The following is a 19253-nucleotide window of genomic DNA, read 5'->3' on the forward strand; positions in this document are numbered from 1 at the left end:
CTAATAATCTGTCATTAATCATTAGTCCTTAGTCATTTGTAACGGTTTTAATACCAATTTAATGTGAAGTTGCTCATATCTTGATCCCCCTAAATACCCCTTAAAAAGGGAGACTTTAAATTCCCCCCGTTTATAAGGGGGGCTAGGGGGGATCGAATTCTATGCAGCTTCATAAAGAATTGGTATTAACTGAACCTTATTGAGTGATAATCATCCAAAATATAAAAAAATATTATAAATACTAGTATGGAAAAAAGTGTTATTAATGCCAGCCTTTCTACTCAGAATCTAACCTTTCGTCCAGGTGATACTCCAGTCTCCTTTGAGGTAACTGTCAATAATGATAGCGATCGCTTTGTCAATTTTCAGATAGAAATTACCGCCGCCGGAGAAACCCGGAACACAGGATATCGCTGGTATCGACTCGAACCAGAGGTAGCAGCAGCCAAGCCACCGGGCAGTAGTACTATTTTCCAAGTATTTGTATTCAATACACCCATTCCGGGATTTGTCGGTACTGTCAACCTGATGGTGAATATTTTCTCACCACAATTAGCACAACAATCCAGACTGGTGCTACGTCTGAAAATTGAGCGAGACAACAGACCAACGCATTTAAGTGTAGAATTACCTGTGCGAGAGTTCCAAGTTTATCCCCGCAACTCTGTAGATATACCAGTACGAGTGCGGAATTTGGGGCAACAACCGACTGATGTAGTCCTACGTTTTACAGGCGTTGAACCATCGTGGCTAGCTGGCAGTGCAGAACGCCGATTATCCTTAGATCCAGGTGGTTTAGCAGAAGCGACATTTCAATGCCAACCTCCTTCTGTAGTCCAAGCACCTAGTCAAAATTACCCTTTTACTATTGAAGCTGTTAGCAATAATGGTTATCCAACTAATGCTGAAGGTAAGATTGAAGTTTTACCTGTGGGTTTTATAGACTTTACTACCACACAAAAACACCTCAAAATTCCTAGTAAATCGGCATGGTTGCCTGACTGGAAATCTGATACAGCTTCCTTTGAATTACTATTTAAAAATGCTAGCAATCTAAATCAGCAAATTAATATCCAGGTTCAAGGTAGAGACTGGCGAAAATGTAGTTTCAAAAAGCTTCCCGAAATTGCCAATCTTCATTTAGGAGAGACAAGTAAGATCATCCTTGATGTTAAAACAAAACGTCCTTGGGTCGGAATCGGTAAAACTTTGTTGCTGGAGGCTAAATCGGAATTATCCGACCAACGCTTAGGGAGTACAGACCCCGCCACGCAGACATTAGAAGTAGAGACTCTGCCAATTATACCTTTATGGCTACAACTGGCTGCGATCGCACTTTTAGCCGCACTCCTAGCATTAATACTGCAACCAAGAAATGTAATGCATACACGTTCTGTAAACTCAGTCCGTTTTAGTGGCATTGGTTTATCTGTGGTCAGTGGCTCAGATGATTGCACCTTAAGACTTTGGAGAATTGGCACTGATAGCTTAGATCCTGACGATACAGTAAGATATCCTGGGCAGCCTGTTGCCTGTGATAAACCGCAACAGCCAAAGGGTTTGATGGCGATTACCGATGATGCAGTACAAGTCTTACGCTTCATGCCGTTACAAAACGATCGTGCTGCTGTTGGTTTAGATAATGGTGTAATTGAACTCAGAGATATCCCATCAGGTGCAAAGATTAGCCAACTTCAAGACCTTAAAGATTCTAAAGCAAAAGGCGATCGCGTTTTTGACCTAGCTTTCACCTCAAACTCACTTAACTTATTCAGCGGTTATGGCAGTGGTAAAGTTAGATTGTGGTCAAGACCAGCGCCTAACAGCGATTTTCTGCCAGAACCGCAAGTTATCGATGTCCAAAGTACCTTGAAACTATCAGGTTTCCAAGTCCGGGCATTAAATCTCAGTCCAGATGCAAAAACTCTAGTAATTGCCGGAAACTTCAAGCGTTTCATTTTATGGCAATGGAATCCAACTCAGTCTGATAAACAATTCCCAGGTTTATCAGTGCAAAATCTAGAAAAACTAGACCCATTAGTTGGACGTGAAGACTATATTTGGGCATTGGCTTTTGTTCCTAACTCGGCAGAAAAAATCCTCGCAACCTCCGATTCTGCGGGATTTATTACGATTTGGAATTTAAATCAGTGCCAAACTGTCAAAAATCCAAATCAACTCGAACAAATAAAAGAACTCAATTGCTCACCACTAGACCGTTGGCCAGCATCAAAAACATCTGTGCGTAGTCTGGCATTTAGTGATGATGGTAGTCTCTTAGTAAGTGGTGGCGATGATGGACGAGTCATGGTTTGGTACTTAACCCCCGAACATAAACTCGACAAAACAAAGGCCGCAGAAGGTACAAAAATCTACGAAAGCTCTAAAAAAATCAATAGTATCGACTTGAAAACTAATCAAGGAACCATGATTGTGAGTGGTAGTGAAGATTTTCAAGTCAAACTACATCGCATCAAATAAGGGAGTCGATAAGATGCAAGCTAAATTCAATCCACTGCAAGTTATTATCAACCCACCTGGAATTCAATTTGGGATGCCAGGAGATACAATTGAACTCTATGTTGTTGTGATCAATCAGGGAGATCAAAGTGCAGTTATTGACTTATATTTTGTTTTTGACGAAGTATTTCAAAATTTAACCGGTTGGTCTAGTTCTCCTAGAGAAAGTTTAGCATTAGCTCCCCAACAGAATAGCGACGAAGTAAAATTTGAGTTTCAAATTACCGCAAATGCTTTCCCCGGAACCTATGACTATACATTAGTCGTAGATTCTCCTCTACATTATCCCCAAGATACTCCCATAACCTTCCCAAATCAAATTAAAGTTCTGCTAGCAGAACAGACTGCAATTCGGGTGAATGACCCGACATTTTCCATTAGACCGAACACCAACCCCAACAAGCCGCTAATTTTCAATCCTGGTGAGCCTCTGCAAGTGGAGGTAATAGTAGACAATCGCTCTCATCTTGTAGATAGGTTCCGCTTGAGTTGCCCAGATTTAGACGAGGACTGGTTCACAATCAATTATCCAACAACTGGATTTGAAGGCCCCGGATTAATATCTGATGTCACTGCACTAGAACTCAACCCTGCTACTCAAGGTCAAATATTGTTGAAATTTCACCCACCAGGGGATACCCTTGCAGGAAGCTATTCTCCAACAATCCGCTTGTATTCAGAAAACTCTCCAGACTTAGTGCTGTTGGATTTGGTATACATCCAAATTCCGACAAATTATCGCCTAGATATTGAACTTCATACCATCTTAGGACAAGTTAGCCGTAGTCTTGGCAAATACGAATTATCACTAGCTAACCGGGGTAATATTGTCCGCGAACTGATATTAAGCTTAAAAAGTCGGGATGAAGAAGAACTATATACTTATAAATTTGACCCTACTGAAGTAAGATTATTACCCAATAGAAGCGCAGTGGCCAATTTGACGGTTAAACCCAAATCTTGGTGGCGACGACCGTGGTTTGGTGCAGGGCTAGTGGTCAACTTTCAACTCGACATTAAAGACCCACAAAATTTACCCTTACCTAACACATTGCCTCAAGGAACTTTGGTATGGAAACCCCGTCCTTGGTGGCAATTTGTTCTGTTAATTTTAGCAGTCTTGGGGTTATTAGGAGGAATAGGATTTATCATTTGGCGAATTTTAAATCCCGATCCTTTAAGATTAGAAAACTTTAGTGCTAATAATCCTCGAATTACTGAGGAAGAGGATGAAGTGGCTTTAAAGTGGGACATTCACAATTATCAACAGTTGCAAAAGTTGGTTCTGACGGCCAAAGGTTCGCAACCTATTCAGCCTATTACCTATGACTTTAGCAATGGCATCCCTGAAACACTGGGCAAGGGAAGCGCTAATCAAATACCTCCTTGTCAGGTGCAAGAGAAACAAGAGCTAATTTGTAGCAATGTTAAAACTGGAGTGAAAACAAAAGGAAACTACACTTTTGAGTTACAAGCCTTTTATCGTAGTGGTATACAATTATTTTCTCCCAATAACCAAGTAGTCAGTCAAACAACCCAAGTAGAAATAGCTGAAAAACAAATTGCTGAAGTAATTAGTTTCCAAGCAGATAAGCCACAGTATACAAAAGGTCAAAATATTCTTTTAAGCTGGACAATTGCCCGGCCATTATTGTTGGCACAAGTTCAAATTGCTGGCAGTGCAGATGATGGCACATCATATAGTGAACCAATTACCTATAAATTTAATCAAGGTAATCTTGCAGACCCTAAACTTCAAAAGCTCTGTACACAACAAAATCAACAACTGCGATGTACAAATATTCCTCTATCAGCAAATAAAGCCGGAAACTTTGCCTTTGAAATTAAAGCTTTTCCCAACAATGGGAGTGATAAAATTAGTTCTAAAAAGACTGAATCAAAAATTGGAATATTACCTAAACCATTTAAGATTGTCTCTTTCAGAATCAACGGTAGTGAGCAACCAAATGTTGTTCTCAACGAAGGCGAATCTGCTACTCTGAGTTGGAGAGTAGAGGGAGAAAATATTCAGGTTAAGCTTCTGCCATACGGCAATGACGTGAAACCACTTGACTCAATAAAGCTTCCAGTCAATCAAGCCTTCCCGCCTCAAATCGGACTGCTAGTGAATGATATATCCGGTAAGCAGCAACCCCAGCAAAGAGGATTTGCAATTACAGTTCTCAAAAAAGTAGAGCCTACTCCTATACCTAGCATTAACCCACTTGCGCCTGGTCTTCCATCCAACAGTAGTCCATTTAAGACTCCCTTACCTCTGAGGTAAGGCTTATCGAAAGCTATTTTGAAAATACAGAGAGGTGCGGCACTCCAATACAGTTCAGATAAGACCAAAAGACTTGTAGAGACGGCGATTTATCGCGTCTCAAAAACTTGTTGTCACAGATTATGGTGGGAGCCTTCTCTCCGATTTAGGTAAAATGTTGCGGTTCTGCCTCTTGATGCTCAATTTCTATTTTTATGAAAAGCTCTGCGTCTGCGTCCATTTTCAAACAGGGGTTTTCGCAACGGTACTACCTCAGCTTCACTACTCTCACGTGCTACCCGAATCAGCAACCCAGCAGCTATTAAGCTAGCAATCATGGAATTTCCACCATAACTAAACATGGGTAAGGGTAAGCCAGTAGTTGGTAGAGAACCTGTCGCAACACCAATGTGGAGCAAAGATTGTCCCACCATCAAAACCGTCACACCGATCGCTACCAATCGATGTACTGTATTTTTAGCCTTCAGTGCCACAATTAATCCGAGAGTGGCAAATGTAGCTAAAAGTGCCAACAACACCATACTGCCAACAAAGCCAAACTCTTCGGCGAACACCGCAAAAATAAAATCGGTATCCTGAATTGGTAAATAAAACAGCTTTTGTTGAGAAAGCCCAAATCCAGAACCCCAAGTTCTACCAGAACCCACGGCTAGTAAACTTTGCACCAACTGGTAGCCATCTCCTGTAGCGTCCGCCCAAGGATTGAGGAATGACATTACCCGTTTACGCTGATACTCTTTAATACTAATACTGAGTAGGGCCAACATCACTCCACCAACAGCCGTTCCTCCCAGATACTTGTAAGGTAAGCCAGCTGCTAAAGCAATTAGCCAGATAGTCATACCGCAAAGTGCTGTTGTACTCAAGTTAGGCTGGGCAAGAATTCCTAAAAGTACCAGACCAAAAATACCCAACCAAGCCAAGCGAACCCGCCAACTGATTCGTTCCCACTGACCAAAAAGCCGCGCACTTTGCAGCACCAAAAAGGGTTTAATTAATTCTGAAGGTTGAATCGGAATTGGCCCGATCGCAATCCAACGCGCTGCATCAAAAGCCTTTTTTCCCAATCCTGGGATCAGTGTGACGAAAATTAACGCTAAAAACAGCAACAAAAACCAATGGGCTAGCCCCAAAATTTTCTGCAATGGTAAATTTACAATAATATTGAATCCAATTAAGGAAACAAATACCCAAAGCACTTGACGCTTAAAGTAGTACAACCCATCATCATGACGACCGTCAGCAACAGGATAGGATGCTGAAAATAGCATGACCAAACCAACAAACAGCCAAACCAACGTTAACCAGCGCAACAACCGCGCTTCTAATCCCCAGTTGGAGACTGAACTATCAAAAATTGGAATCAGGCGGCGTAGATTCACGATCAGTACAGGTAAAAAGTTAGAAATTAGGAGTTAGAAATAAAACTCATAAATCATAACTTATAACTCATAAGTAGACCTTACAACCATAAATCTTACAGATGTCAACTTCAATACACCGCTAGTTAATTTTTCTGACAACTGGCTTGGCTATGCCCACGGTTAGCATCAATACATATTTTAGTAGCTTTTTATACAGCAAATTAGTGGATTAAAGAATAATTCAGAGAGGAATCTGATCTAAGTCCTACTGAAATCAGAAATTAGGAGAGTCAGAATAAGAAAGTGTTGAGTCCCAATCCCCCACTGCAAGCATTTCTGAATTCTGACAATTCATAAAGCTCAACGATTTAATGCAATTAATTGCATGTTTATCCACAGACAAGGGAATTTCAATCCAGAACTCAGTTCCTTGTCCAGGTTCTGATAAACATCTTAATGTTCCCCCATGTTTTTCAACTACAATCTGATAGCTAATTGATAAACCTAATCCTGTACCCTTACCTACAGGCTTAGTTGTGAAAAAGGGATTAAACAGTTGTTCTTTGACTGCTTCTGTCATTCCTGAACCATTATCAGCAATTCGGATCACACAGTTCGTTTCGATGACTTCTGTAGTGATTGTAATTGTATTGGGATTAGCATGAATCTCTGCGATCGCACGTTTACTGTTATAGCTATCGAGCGCATCGATTGCGTTACTGATAATATTCATGAATACTTGATTGAGTTGCCCAGCGTAACAATCTACTAAAGGCAAATTTCCATAATTTTTAACTACTTTAATCCCAGGATGATCAACACTATTCTTGAAGCGACTCTGTAAAATCAGCAAGGTACTATCCAGTCCTTGGTGAATATCAACTCTTTTCTTCTCTGCTTCATCAAGGCGAGAGAAATTCCGCAGGGACAAAACAATTTCAGAGATCCGTTCGGCTCCTACTTCCATAGAATTTAGGATTTTGGGCAAATCATCTAGTAAAAAATCTAACTCAATTTCCTTAATGTATTCTTGAATTTCTGAAGCAGGATTAGCACAAAATTGCTGGTAAAGATTCACAAGCTTCAGCAAGCACTGTGTATAATCTTTTGCATACTTTAAATTTCCGTAAATAAAGTTAACGGGGTTGTTAATTTCGTGAGCGACTCCTGCAACTAACTGTCCCAGACTGGACATTTTCTCAGCTTGGACTAATTGGGCTTGAGTTTGCTGTAGCTCCCGAAGAGATTTTTCCAATTTTTTAGACTGAGCCTCAGCAATTTCTGCTAAATTCTCCTTGATTTGTAGCGCACTTCGTAGTTGTGCTCTTTGCTGTTTCAGTTCAACCGTTAACTTTTTGGCATCAACCAAAGCAGTATTCTGAGCTTGCAGTAGAAACAGGAAATCAACTATTGGGTCGTGAATCGCAAAGTCTTTGAGTTTGATACCCAGAGGGGCCAGGCTAGTTGTATCTGTAATCCAAGGAGAACCTAAAAAAAATATCACCTCCTCCTCTGGTTGATACATCATCTGACCCTTGAGCTGCATTCCATTATGGAGAAACTCTAATATGAACAGGGCACGAGACTGCTTACTAATAGCATCAAAATCAACCAAAATTTTTGGACGATTAATCTGGAAATGCTGCTCAATCAATTTACCAACCAATGGTTCCGGACAAATGCGCCCGAAGACATCACCAGCCTGTACAATTTCCCGATTGCGGCTAAAGGCAAAATGGAAAGGAAAAGCTTTCGCCAGTAACTCTGGTGAAAGCGTAAGGTGAGGAGGAGCCATGCTACTGCACTCAATTTGGTTTATAAATCACTAAAAATTCATCATGTTCAGCACCTTCATCCCGACTCTGGGTTTGGGTAATATGAACTTCTGTATCAAACCTACTTCCTAATCCCTTGACTAGTCCAATAATCATTGGCGTTAGCCCTTCTCTATCAGAGCGATAATGTAAGCTTAGAGAATTTTCTTCCATATCAGTACATTCAAATGATGGGGGCTGGAGTTGGGGAAAACTAACTCCTACACGAGCATGAAGATTGTCAAGGTTTTCTAAAAACTCAGGTAGTGTATCTCCACTCATATCCATCATTTCGCCATAGCCTTCTTGGGCTGTGTACTGAACCCAGAACTCTCCAAAAGCTTGCATAATTTGTTTGGGAGATAAACTCAGAACGACACTAGCAGCTTTTACCAGTTTGTGGGTCATGTCATCGGGATAGCCTTCCATACTGAGGAAAACATCTACATCCACTTCTGCTTTGTGCTTAATTTCTTTCCAAGTCTCTTCGCCAAAGCGACTGCACACCATGTCTTGAATCGCCTTGTTCACTAATCCGTACATGGAAGCCTCCTCTTGCTGCACCTAATTTTGTTTTGTGAATTTGCCCAAGACTTGACAACTAATTTCTTAAAAGGGTTATTTAAATGACAAAACTTTCTGTAGTCAAAACTTGAAATATTTTTATGAGAGCTTTAAAACCGAAAAAATAGGGAAAACTGTTTGCATTTTAATACTACAAATACTCATGATTACAACCGTATTTTCACTTATTCCCTTTTCCAGTGAGTTTTGAGGATTTGTAGTAAGCACTTTAGTGCTTAAAAAATAATAACTAAAGTCCTCACTACAAACTTGGTCATCCATCAATTTAAGGTTGACAGACTAATTACAGCGATTCGTCCAAAGGCAACCATGAATCAGGATACAAGCTATATTTAGAGATTTGACGCTGAATTCCGTTAAAAAATTGGACACGGGCATCCATCGCTTCGGCAATAGCCAGCTTTACCTTGATATCCTCTTCATTCATGGTGATTCGAGGTTCAATCACTGCTGCTAGCTTTGCTGCATGACTATCATCTACATCAATATGGACTTCAAAAAAGATCAAGGATTCTTTGGGTAAAGGAGCAGCGCCAACTATTCCTTTGTATAGTTGCGTGTACAGTGAGCTAACAATTCCTTCGGAAGCATAACAGACAGCACCCAATGCAGCTAAATAGCCGTACTTATGTGGCATCTGCAAGTAGGTTTCAATAAGGGCGCGGGTTTCAGGTGCAGTGGGTAGTGCTGTCAGACTTTCATCGTGGATACCAAGGGCGCGGGTAAATTGACGAAATAATTCTGGGTGGGACTGAGTTATATCTCCCTGTCCCATTTCGTCAAATAGGTTTTCCAAAATGACTAACTGACTACTTTCATCTTCGCAGCAAGACAAAATGCTAGCCAAGATACGATTAAATTCTTTGGAAAATTTGTACATCTGAACCGCTAGTACCTGTATGTCTGGTAAAAATAAATTTCCAGTCCGACAGCGAGTTAAGAACTCATGATTCCATAGAGGATGATTAGCCGCTATTTCACGGAAGGAATTTCTCACTAAAGAAGATGTCTGTGTCATCGTGATATTTGTAAGGCTAGATGAAGGGGTTGATCAAGTAAGGGGCTAAAAAATGATTCATCTATTGCGATATGTTCTGGAGTCACACGCAATTCTTGTAAAATTGGCATCGTCTTGAAGCCAGCAATTTTAAGAGCATTAAAGTAATCCTCAAGAGTTTTGTGAATCAATTGCACATTTAGCCAAGAACCATCTCGTTTCCAAATACGACCAGGAAACTGCTGATCTCGCTTGCTAAAGTAGCCTGCACCCTCAACTTGAAAATAAAATGGATATGCTGCCTCCCGCATATATGGAAAAGATGGATGAGGCACGCTGAATACAAATCGACCACCCGGACGAAGAACGCGTGCAACTTCTGTCATGCATTCTTGGGTCTGAGCAATTGTCAAATAGTTAAATAGAAAGACTGCAACAACTAAGTCAATTTCGCCATCATCAAACTGCTTGAGATTAGTAGCACATCCTACTTCATAGCTAATACCCAATGTATCTTCTACTTCTTGCAAGTTTGCTGCTGCAATCATGCCTTGGGAAAGGTCTATTCCATGCACCTGTGCAGCATTGCGTCGGCGTAGTTCTCGACTGCAATAACCTTCTCCACAACCTATATCAAGTACTCGTAACCCAACAACAGGGTCACAAAGCTCTAGTACAAAAGGGCGGGCTGTAAAGTCTGATAAAGAAGTAGGTTCTCCTCTAATCCACTCTGATGCTGTGCGATTATATAAGTTTTTAGTTGAGCTTTTGTGATTCAGATTTGACATTTTTAATTATTTATTTATACTCAAGTTAGACTTGTCTTGTTCAATTTAGTTTGGCACAACTGAAATAATTGATGTATATGTTTTAACAAATAATATGTTTTTCTGAGAATGTTGATTTTACTGCTTTTAGTTTTTTATGATCTTTTTGTTTAAAACCTATTATTTTTCAAGGAAAAATCATCCTGAAGATTATTAACTTATTATTTTCTTTAAATATAAGCAGTTAACTTAGATTTAACTTCATGAACTTGAATTATTACTTAGCTAATAGCAGCTTCATATATAAAAACTTGTTTTTTGAAGCTCTAACTTCATCTTGGCTTTACTAATAAATTTAAAATTAATGATTTTAATTTAGATAATTAATAAAAATAAAACAGTATATTTTACGAAGTATAAAGAGAAGAAGATTGTTAATTTGTAATAGTCAGATTCGTTTTCAAAACGAAATGCCTTTGGATACATGAGTTATTTAATCAATTTAGAATAACCTTGGAAAAAATGATGTTAGAAGAACTGTTAGCAGAATTACCAGTGCGCGATCGCTTACAATATGAGCGTGCGATCGCATTTTCTGAGCTTGGCGATCGCCTCTTTGATGAGCTTGCTGATAAAATTGCTACAAGACGACAGTACCGACTACTGTTTGAACACACATTAAAGCCTGAGTTATTCCAACAAATCCGAATTGCTGCTGCTGGTTATATTTCAGCGTGTCTGAATAGTCCCATCATTCTTTCGGAAGCTGAAATGCTTGAACGACTATTAGAAGCAAGAAGTACTTTGCCGAACTACACCGGCACTGGTCTTTTGATGCCCAAGCGAGAACATACTCTGGCATTTAACCTCTTTCAAAAAAGCGTCGCAGACGCTTTCTACCAACTAGGAGCGAATGACCTGATTGATGCAGTAGATTTACCAGTCAATCTCCGCATGGTCTACGGCAAGACTGAGGCCAAGAAGTTGGGTTTGCCCTTCGCTAGCTCGAAGTGCCATAGCGATGTCTGGGCAGGTGTTGCAGCTGATGCAACTGTAGTGGTTCTCCCACTATTTGGCGACATCGATAATATCACCATCGAAGCAGGTGAAATGCCCCGCGAAATGGAACTACCGTCTATGCAGGTTATGTCAGACTTCGATGAAGGTCGGGATATTCCGATGGTTGTCTCCTACACAGAAGCACAACTAAAACACGGCACAATGTACTTTAATGATGCCCGTGGATTGCACCAAACAGTAAGAAGGAAAACTGAAGGTCTGAGAATTTCAGTAGATTTCCGATTCCGCAGGAAATTCAATGAAGCTTACCGGGTAATGGTAACACCTAGTATTGGTGGGATTGAAGAAGATATGAGTGTACCTTATGAAGACTGGTTGAAGGTTGGTAAGGAAACGCTAATTGTGTTTGATGAAACTGTTGAAGAGGCTAAGAATAAACAGAATGCTAACGCTCCAGTTCCACTTTATACTCGAGGTTATCGCCTTTTAAATATGTTTGACTTTTGATTTACAAAAATCCGAGCCATGAAAAAGAGGTCTTTATCGACCTCTTACCAATTCCCTAAAATAATTTTTTATCTACAGTAATTATGACAAGCCAGTATTAGCACCTTGCTTACCAGTTGCCAATTCCACCTTGATGATTTTGCCACCTGCTTTTTGAATACGTTGTTGTTCACGGAACCAGTTCTCATAAGGAACTAGTTTAGTGAAGTATGTATTTTGCAGTTCGCGTTGGGTACGAATTCGGGTTTGGCTGGGAACTAGAGCAGTAATTTTAAACAAACGGGACATATTTTGAAAATCTCCTGTATACCTTGTGAAAACTTTTTTATCTCAAAATCTTGAGTGCAAATCTTTTAATCATTCAAAGGCTGGAAATCAAACATCAATACTAGACCACCAACACTCATCAATGATAATTTACCAAGATAAGCAATATAACGTTCTAGCACTCACGCTTGATTTCCAGACCTTAATAAAGCCGCACCTAAATTCTTAAGCGCAAACTAGTTCTTAGCTTAAGCCAGAGGAGATATAGTCTAAGTAAACGCCCATTTCCTTACCAGCATCAGAACCAACCAAGCTAGCGGTTACTTCCTTGATTGCTTGGATAGCTTGTACGGTAGCACCTACGGGAACTCCTAAAGAGTTGTAGGTTTCCTTCAAGCCATTGAGCACACGCTCATCTAGGATGGAAGGATCTCCAGCCAACATAGCGTAGGTAGCATAGCGGAGGTAATAGTCCAAATCACGGATGCAAGCAGCATAGCGGCGGGTGGTGTACATATTGCCGCCGGGACGGGTGATGTCAGAGTATAGCAAAGATTTTGCTACAGCTTCTTTGACGATCGCAGCAGCGTTAGCGCTGATGGTGCTAGCAGCACGTACCCGCAGTTCGCCAGTGGCGAAGTAGCCTTTTAGCTTCTCTAAAGCAGAAGAGTCTAGATATTTACCTTGAACGTCTGCGGAGTTAATGACAGCGGTAATTGCGTCTTGAGCCATGTTGTTAATTCCTTATTTCCAACCGTATTGCAATACTTCTGTTTAAGTAGGTAAACAGCTTTACCCTATCCTAGAAGGGCGCCAACTAGGTAGTCGAAGTAGCCACTAGCTTCACTAGCGTCATCACCAGAGAGCAATGTCGAAGCTCCATTCTTCAGCCCACGGATACCTTCAGCAACACCATCGATAGGAGTTCCCAAGGACTTGTATAGTTCACGAGCACCGATAACACCAATTTCTTCGATGGGGGTGACATCACCAGCAACAATACCGTAGGTAATGAGGCGGAGGTAATAATCTAGGTCACGCAGACAAGTCGCAGTCAATTCTTGACCGTAAGCGTTACCACCAGGAGACACAACATCAGGACGCTTTTGGAACAGTTGATCGCCAGCTTGCTTAACAAGACGTTCGCGATTTTCTGTCAAAACTTGAGCAATCCGCACGCGGCGCTCACCACTTGCAACAAATGACTTGATCCGATCTAACTCACCAGGGCTGAGGTAGCGGGCTTCTGCATCAGCATTCACGATAGCTTTCGTGACGATACTCATTAATGGATTCCTCCAATACGAATGAAACCAGGATTTGATTAAACTGGTGCGACTTTGAGTTGGTTTACTGAGTTTATTTCTCGTTCTTTTAGACACAATAGTTTTACAACTGCTACGGCTAATAAATCACGAGTTTGCTTGGGTCAACATAAGTACACAAGCTTTTAAACTCAGTTACCTTCCGCAAAACATTTTCCGGCATTCTGTTGAGCATTTATGACTGCTCTTAATACTTTGTAATATTGCTTTTCAGAATTTACTGTTTTAGGCGCAATCTGAGAGCATTATTACGGAAGGTTACGAAGGTTACAGGGGACAGGTTACGAAGGTTACAGGGGACAGGTTACAGGGGACAGGAAATAATCTGTACCCCATTCCCCATTCCCTATTCCCTATTCCCTATTCCCTATTCCCTATTCCCTATTCCCTATTCCCTATTCCCTATTGGGAAGCGGTTGTAAGGCACAACATCTTCACCGAAGTAGCGGCTATATTCTGGACTTTCGACTATTGCTTCTACAACAGATGACAAACCGCTATCGGCTAGCAGGTTGTTGTACTGGCTAATTTCTTCCTGAGTTGCGGGTGTACGCCCCAACAGATGACGGAAGAGGAACTCAATCACCTTGGCATTAGGGTAAGGCGATAAGAAGCGCTGGCGATAGATTTGGGAACTGGCTAGTTCACGTACAAACTCGCGGACGGAAATTTCCCCATTCTGGAGTTTGCTATCTAGGTCAGTACGGCGGAAATTATCAGGCACTTCACCGCTAAATACATCCAACACCTGACAGTAAATGGCGTTGATTGCCTGTTGTTTTTCAACTTGGTTAGTGCTTTCCGTTAGACGGTAAATGCGTGCATGTTTACGCACTCCCTGTTCCACGGATTGCCCACTACCATCATTGTAAGAACGACCTAATTCAGCAAACGATGGCTTACCATTTGTTTTGGCTGCTATCTCTGCGATCGCCTGTGTCAATAGCGGTGTATCGTTACTAACTCCGACGCGGGCTTGCACTGGCTTAAAGCTAGGTACAACCACGTCATCGTTTTGCTTGGTAAGTTGGTTGTAAAGCTTCTCCGTATTCGGGAAGTTTGCCGCCGGGAGGGTCGGGAAGCGACGGTAAGGCACCGTATCTTCACCAAATACCTGGTTATATTCCACACTATCTACCAAAGCACCAATAAAGGCACGAATACCTTGAGTAGCCAAAATCTGGTTATACTTGCGGATTTCTGCTTGGTCTAGTGGCGCACGTCCCAAGAAGTGTTTGGTTCCTAACTCAATCACTTTGGTGTTGGGGTAGGGTGTGTAGAACTCTTTCAGGTAGAGGTTAGAGTAACCCAAACCTTCAATAAATTCCTTCACACTAATTTCGCCATTCCCCAGCTTGCTTTCCCATTTGGTAAATTCGTTTTTGGCGATGTAGGGTGCAATATCCCGCTCAAAAATCTGACGATAGGCAGCACTAATCAAAGTTTTGACTGCAACTTTGTCACTGGTATTGGCCACCAGCTTGAAGATTTTGGTCTGTTCCCGTTGCTTGCTGACACCTTGGTTAATGCGGAACTGAATATCTGGTTCTGACCGTTGTTCTGTGACTGTACCTAATGTCACAAAGCTTGGTGTTACTTCTTTCTGGACTTTGGCGGCAATATCCTCACGAATGCTACCAACGCGTAATTGTCGCCCTGATACACCACCAGGAGTCAGATACCGTTCGTAAGGAATTGTATCTTCACCAAATGCTTCGCTGTATTCTACGCTGTTAATGATGGCGTCAACCACCGCGTAAAAGCCCTGTTTAGCAGCGATGTCAAAGTACTTGTTGATTTCTTGACGACCGTAGGTCGGACGACCCAACAAGCGGCGGTGAATATACTCGATCGCTTTACAAACATAGAGCGATGACCAGTACAGATTGCGGAATACATCCGACTTAGCCAAACCACGGATAAACTCCCGCACAGAGATGTCGCCGTTTTCCAGCTTGATTTCCAATACCTTCGGGCGCTGACCTTCGTAGAGGTCACGACCGAAAACTTGCAGGTAAGCAGCTTTAATCACTGCTTGCGTGGAGCTTTCGGAGAATCTGACGCTAGAATTTTTGGCAGCCTTTTTACCTCTAGTACCAGGTAGTTGATCTAACTTGAACACCTTAGGCCCAAGAGTACCAGGAGCTTCACCCCGCGCTCTGGGATTACTATTTTGGTTATTAATCCCTGCCCCTTGGTGAATCAGGATGCGTTTGGTATCCTTGCTAAAAGGAGCCGGACTGGTACTGGGGTTACGAGTTTCTTTCGGGAAAATCGCCCCAAACTGAATTTCCAAGGGGTCGTTACCAGAACCGTAGGGATGTTGATCTGGTAGCGGTTGCTCGTAAGCTGCAAATGTAGTGATGAACTGAGGTATCTTGCGGAAAGGCGCACTGTAGTTAAACAGGTCTTGCTGCGGCCCCCAGTTGCGACATTCTTGTGCTTCTTGACCCAGACCCCGGAGGTAGGGTACTGTTTCTTCACCAAAATAGTCGCTGTATTCAGCAGAATCTACTAAGGCATCTACTATGGCTGGTAGACCACCGTTAGAAATAATCGAGAAGTATTTTTGTACTTCTTCACGGCTACTTGGCCCCCGTCCTAGAATGTGACGGAAAGCTAGTTCGATGACTCGGCTGTTAATAAAAGGCTGGTAAAACTGTTTTTGGTAAAGGGGAGATTTAGCTAAACGACGGACAAACTCTTTCACGGAGATGTCGCCATTCTTCACCTTGGATTCTAGGTCAGATATGGACAAGCTATAAGCACGGGTAATGTCGCGCTCAAAGATTTGCCGATATGCGGCCTTGATTACCTCATTTTTTTCGCTACTTGATAACCCAGTTTTCATCACAAACTTGGGACGCCGTTCTGCTGCATTAAAGTAAATTTGCGGCAGTTGCAACCCTTGCTGGTCGCTAGAGGGGCGTTGACGGACTTTATTTGAAGGTGTGGCTGCTTTGAATTCTGTTAACAAAACATCCATGTACTGAGACACAATTGCTGTAGCCTCAGCATCGTTGCGGAAAAACGAAAGTGATCCGGCTTTGATTTCCTGCAAAGCTACTAGCGTTGCTTCACCAGAGCAGGCATTTTCAATTATTTCCCGTAAACCCCGTGTATTCACCGCTATGATGTTGGGGTCGCCAGCAACGATCGCATAAGTAGCGTAGCGCAAGAACCAGGATAAATCCCGCAAGCTCTTGGCCATGTTGCTTGGCCCATAACGAGCAATATTAATTGGTCTGAAACCTGCGGGTGTTGGGCCGCTAGGGGATGAGTTAAAAATTGAGCGTAAATTTTCTAGGAACCCACCACGACTTTCAACGTAGGTTACAGTTCCCAGTTGCATCCCTTGTTGAACATTAGCACCACCACCAGCAGTTACTAATTCTGCTTCTCTGGGCTTTTCTAAAAAAGCCATTGGCGAACCACCGACAAAAATTCGGTTGGCAGCGCGAGATACGATAATCTCAGCATTTTCCGTCAACGTCTGGGAAATTTCTAGACGCTTTGCACCAGATGCAAAATAGCTTGCTAGTTCATTCAATTCACCATTTCCCAAGAAACGGTCTTGCTGCTCCGCTTGGGTAATTGTAGCTACTGCTAGGGTTTGATATAGTTGCGGACGCGCAACTGAGCTTCCACCACTCGCCTTAACACTCATCGGATTTGTAAAACTCCCATCATAAGCGTTTATGTGTTACGTCTGGATTGTTTTGAGGCTTGACACATCGGTGTGTCTATGCTTTATGAGCTGAGAGTGTTGCCTACAAAACTGCCAGTAAATTAACCCAATTAGCTTTTAGATTAGAACGTTTTGCGTTCTCAAGGCGGGTTTATTAAGAAGTGTGTAGAACCTGTATCTTAAATGCCTCTAGTCTTAAAAGTGCATACCCCAATTTGCCTGAGATCAAGTCTAAGTTTTGTAACTAAGTAGTAGGTTGGGAACTGTTGACCGATTTCTTTTTTATTTAAACGCAGATGCGCTTCTCTACGAGACGCTACGCGAACGCGTTCCGGCAGGGTAGGAACGCTACGAATTAATGAAATATTGTACTTAGTTACTGGACAGTAGTTATTATTCGATGTTAGGTTGTTTTTGCTACTGGGAAACTCATATTCACAACTGACACCACACTGGAAGTAATTCTTAATTTATGGCGGTTACATCTGCAAATACTCAGTCTTGAACTACAGGGATAATACTATGTATAAAAGTTCTAAATTTAACTATTTATTCCATGTTACCTTAACTGCGATCGCAATTATTTTAGCTGTCACTCCGGCAAATGCGCTTCCAGGGCAAAATATCAGCACCGTTGTTAAGTGGGCAAAAACCAGACCTCAACTACCAACTTTGAGATATAACAGCGAAGCCCACGGCTACGATGGTACAAAGGGAAATTTATATTTTTATGCTGATGTAACTTCTCAAAATGGAACAGTAACTAAAGAAGGCATAACTGTTAGTGGTGATAAACGCCTCAAATTCACCACAAAAAATGCTAATGCGGTGAAACTGTTACAGAATATTTATAATTCTAATATTGCCAATGACTTCCAGAAGTCTCGGTATGTCAGCAAAGTTGGGCGTGACCAGTATTATCGCGGACAAAAATTTGCTTACATTGCTGCTGAGGTACAAGGTGGGTCTGCATTGCAGATAATTTCCTTGAATAAGTTGCAAGAGTTTATAGATAATGCCAAGTATTGCCAAACAAATCAGTGCGACATTTAACTAATTCGTCATTCGTGATTTTTGAGTTTGATTAAGCCTGTGGAGTGTAATTTACATAAGCATTATCAGTAAAGAAAGGCACGCAATTACTCACGTTGTAAGCTGCGGACAGTTCAACATCGGACTCAAAACCTTTTTCAATCAACTCTTTACCCGAACTGCATTTTTTCAAGTACCCTATTAAATCGTGCTGGAAAGTCTGAAATGTTGTCACAGCAACTTCAGCTTCAGGTGATAGACTGCCATCTAAATAACTGAGAATTGCTCCAGCACCAATTAAATCTTCAAATGCAGGACGTAGACTACCATCTTCTTTCCACCTCTCACCGGCAGGAATCACAGCGATTTTATCACCATACTTTTGAGCAAACTCCGCTACAGCTTGGCAATTTCGCAAGCAACCAGCCAAAGTTGGTGTATTCCCAGTATGTAAAGTCAGAAAAGAACCATTAGGTGAGGGTAAAACTAGTCTAGTTCCAGCAGGAATTTCAGTTACCGATTTTGGCGACAGAGAATATCCAGTTGTAGTCCAACGTTGTCTCTGACTTGCCAACTCTGCTTGCACTGACTTGGCATAATCTATGGCTGATTCATCTTTATATGCATAGGGAAAAATGATTGCGCCGTTGTTGGTGGCAATTTCCACGCAGGTGGAAAAAGAAAGAACGTCAACTATCAAAACTACATCACTTATGGGAGCAAGTTGAGCAACTCCTTGTGCGCCCCATTCACAGCGTAAATTAAACTCTGATTGGTTGTAAATCATTGGAGCGATCGCAAAAGACAATATGATAAAAATCAGAAATGTTGAATGCTAATACAAAACTTTACATAGATAGTTACACTAACTCTAAAAAGCCTAAATTAGTCAACATAACATCATCTCCTCAAACCAATGAACATAACTGATTTTCTGACACATAAAAGATTGAAGATAGCGGAATTTATCTAATAGTGTATGTCCCCATTGTGTGGGAGTATATTGGCAACGCCAAAAAGGTGACAAAGCACAAAATTTGGAGTTAGCAATTGATTGCAAAAAGCGCTGCAAATTGCTACACG

The 19253-nt window shown here is 41.6% G+C and carries 13 protein-coding genes and 2 pseudogenes; 4 read left to right on the forward strand and 11 right to left on the reverse strand.

Annotated features, from left to right (window positions below; genetic code table 11):
* Positions 1–246: 246 nt before the first annotated feature.
* Entirely contained in the window at positions 247–2481 is a 2235-nt protein-coding gene (locus A4S05_RS05845) for a hypothetical protein (protein WP_069068895.1), read from the forward strand.
* A 13-nt stretch (positions 2482–2494) separates the two neighbouring features.
* Positions 2495–4804, forward strand: a complete 2310-nt coding sequence (locus A4S05_RS05850) for a COG1470 family protein (protein ID WP_069068896.1) — start codon at positions 2495–2497, stop codon at positions 4802–4804.
* 179 nt (positions 4805–4983) lie between these two features.
* Here A4S05_RS05850 and A4S05_RS05855 read toward each other — a convergent pair whose 3' ends face one another.
* The 5 genes from A4S05_RS05855 to A4S05_RS05875 all read right to left on the reverse strand — a co-directional run bounded on the left by A4S05_RS05855 (position 4984) and on the right by A4S05_RS05875 (position 10352).
* Positions 4984–6186 (reverse strand): FtsW/RodA/SpoVE family cell cycle protein, encoded by a 1203-nt coding sequence (locus A4S05_RS05855; RefSeq protein ID WP_069068897.1) that lies wholly within the window; start codon positions 6184–6186, stop codon positions 4984–4986.
* A gap of 256 nt (positions 6187–6442) precedes the next feature.
* Positions 6443–7963 (reverse strand): sensor histidine kinase, encoded by a 1521-nt coding sequence (locus A4S05_RS05860; protein ID WP_084227000.1) that lies wholly within the window; start codon positions 7961–7963, stop codon positions 6443–6445.
* Between the two features lie 10 nt (positions 7964–7973).
* Positions 7974–8525 carry a heme NO-binding domain-containing protein gene (locus tag A4S05_RS05865; RefSeq protein ID WP_069068898.1) on the reverse strand — a complete coding sequence of 184 codons (552 nt, stop codon included), beginning with the start codon at positions 8523–8525 and terminating at the stop codon, positions 7974–7976.
* Between the two features lie 325 nt (positions 8526–8850).
* Positions 8851–9585: an iron-containing redox enzyme family protein gene (locus A4S05_RS05870; RefSeq protein WP_069068899.1), complete on the reverse strand. Its 735-nt coding sequence runs from the start codon at positions 9583–9585 to the stop codon at positions 8851–8853.
* A complete protein-coding gene (locus A4S05_RS05875; protein ID WP_069068900.1) occupies positions 9582–10352 on the reverse strand; it encodes a class I SAM-dependent methyltransferase in 771 nt (256 codons plus the stop codon). Before A4S05_RS05875 ends, A4S05_RS05870 begins: the two co-directional genes overlap by 4 nt.
* Positions 10353–10853: 501 nt before the next feature.
* Between A4S05_RS05875 and A4S05_RS05880 the strand changes: the two genes are divergently transcribed.
* Entirely contained in the window at positions 10854–11858 is a 1005-nt protein-coding gene (locus A4S05_RS05880; RefSeq protein ID WP_084227001.1) for a hypothetical protein, read from the forward strand.
* An 81-nt stretch (positions 11859–11939) separates the two neighbouring features.
* On the opposite strand, the gene A4S05_RS05885 is transcribed toward A4S05_RS05880, so the two are convergent.
* The 4 genes and pseudogenes from A4S05_RS05885 to A4S05_RS05900 all read right to left on the reverse strand — a co-directional run.
* Complete coding sequence (locus A4S05_RS05885; protein ID WP_012411143.1) at positions 11940–12146, reverse strand: phycobilisome linker polypeptide; 207 nt, start codon at positions 12144–12146, stop codon at positions 11940–11942.
* A gap of 222 nt (positions 12147–12368) precedes the next feature.
* Positions 12369–12857, reverse strand: a complete 489-nt coding sequence (gene apcB / locus A4S05_RS05890; RefSeq protein ID WP_069068902.1) for an allophycocyanin subunit beta — start codon at positions 12855–12857, stop codon at positions 12369–12371.
* 65 nt (positions 12858–12922) lie between these two features.
* Complete coding sequence (gene apcA, locus A4S05_RS05895; protein WP_069068903.1) at positions 12923–13411, reverse strand: allophycocyanin subunit alpha; 489 nt, start codon at positions 13409–13411, stop codon at positions 12923–12925.
* Positions 13412–13856: 445 nt separating this feature from the next.
* Positions 13857–17117, reverse strand: a pseudogene (locus A4S05_RS05900) (phycobilisome rod-core linker polypeptide); the annotation flags it as partial.
* 543 nt (positions 17118–17660) lie between these two features.
* Between A4S05_RS05900 and A4S05_RS05905 the strand changes: the two are divergent.
* Positions 17661–18191 carry a hypothetical protein gene (locus tag A4S05_RS05905; protein WP_069068905.1) on the forward strand — a complete coding sequence of 177 codons (531 nt, stop codon included), beginning with the start codon at positions 17661–17663 and terminating at the stop codon, positions 18189–18191.
* Positions 18192–18222: 31 nt separating this feature from the next.
* On the opposite strand, the gene A4S05_RS05910 is transcribed toward A4S05_RS05905, so the two are convergent.
* Complete coding sequence (locus A4S05_RS05910; protein WP_069068906.1) at positions 18223–18957, reverse strand: 2-phosphosulfolactate phosphatase; 735 nt, start codon at positions 18955–18957, stop codon at positions 18223–18225.
* 102 nt (positions 18958–19059) lie between these two features.
* Positions 19060–19167: pseudogene (locus A4S05_RS40055) on the reverse strand (IS4 family transposase); the annotation flags it as partial.
* Between the last annotated feature and the right edge of the window lie 86 nt (positions 19168–19253).

It is taken from the genome of Nostoc sp. KVJ20, assembly GCF_001712795.1.
Lineage (GTDB): Bacteria > Cyanobacteriota > Cyanobacteriia > Cyanobacteriales > Nostocaceae > Nostoc.

Excerpts from the sequence above, each read along its gene's own strand:
- A4S05_RS05880 (WP_084227001.1), top strand. The coding sequence starts at position 10,854 with ATGATGTTAGAAGAACTGTTAGCAGAATTACCAGTGCGCGATCGCTTA.
- A4S05_RS05845 (WP_069068895.1), top strand. The coding sequence starts at position 247 with ATGGAAAAAAGTGTTATTAATGCCAGCCTTTCTACTCAGAATCTAACC.
- apcB (WP_069068902.1), bottom strand. The coding sequence starts at position 12,857 with ATGGCTCAAGACGCAATTACCGCTGTCATTAACTCCGCAGACGTTCAA.
- apcA (WP_069068903.1), bottom strand. The coding sequence starts at position 13,411 with ATGAGTATCGTCACGAAAGCTATCGTGAATGCTGATGCAGAAGCCCGC.
- A4S05_RS05865 (WP_069068898.1), bottom strand. The coding sequence starts at position 8,525 with ATGTACGGATTAGTGAACAAGGCGATTCAAGACATGGTGTGCAGTCGC.
- A4S05_RS05885 (WP_012411143.1), bottom strand. The coding sequence starts at position 12,146 with ATGTCCCGTTTGTTTAAAATTACTGCTCTAGTTCCCAGCCAAACCCGA.
- A4S05_RS05870 (WP_069068899.1), bottom strand. The coding sequence starts at position 9,585 with ATGACACAGACATCTTCTTTAGTGAGAAATTCCTTCCGTGAAATAGCG.
- A4S05_RS05860 (WP_084227000.1), bottom strand. The coding sequence starts at position 7,963 with ATGGCTCCTCCTCACCTTACGCTTTCACCAGAGTTACTGGCGAAAGCT.
- A4S05_RS05875 (WP_069068900.1), bottom strand. The coding sequence starts at position 10,352 with ATGTCAAATCTGAATCACAAAAGCTCAACTAAAAACTTATATAATCGC.
- A4S05_RS05905 (WP_069068905.1), top strand. The coding sequence starts at position 17,661 with ATGTATAAAAGTTCTAAATTTAACTATTTATTCCATGTTACCTTAACT.
- A4S05_RS05910 (WP_069068906.1), bottom strand. The coding sequence starts at position 18,957 with ATGATTTACAACCAATCAGAGTTTAATTTACGCTGTGAATGGGGCGCA.
- A4S05_RS05850 (WP_069068896.1), top strand. The coding sequence starts at position 2,495 with ATGCAAGCTAAATTCAATCCACTGCAAGTTATTATCAACCCACCTGGA.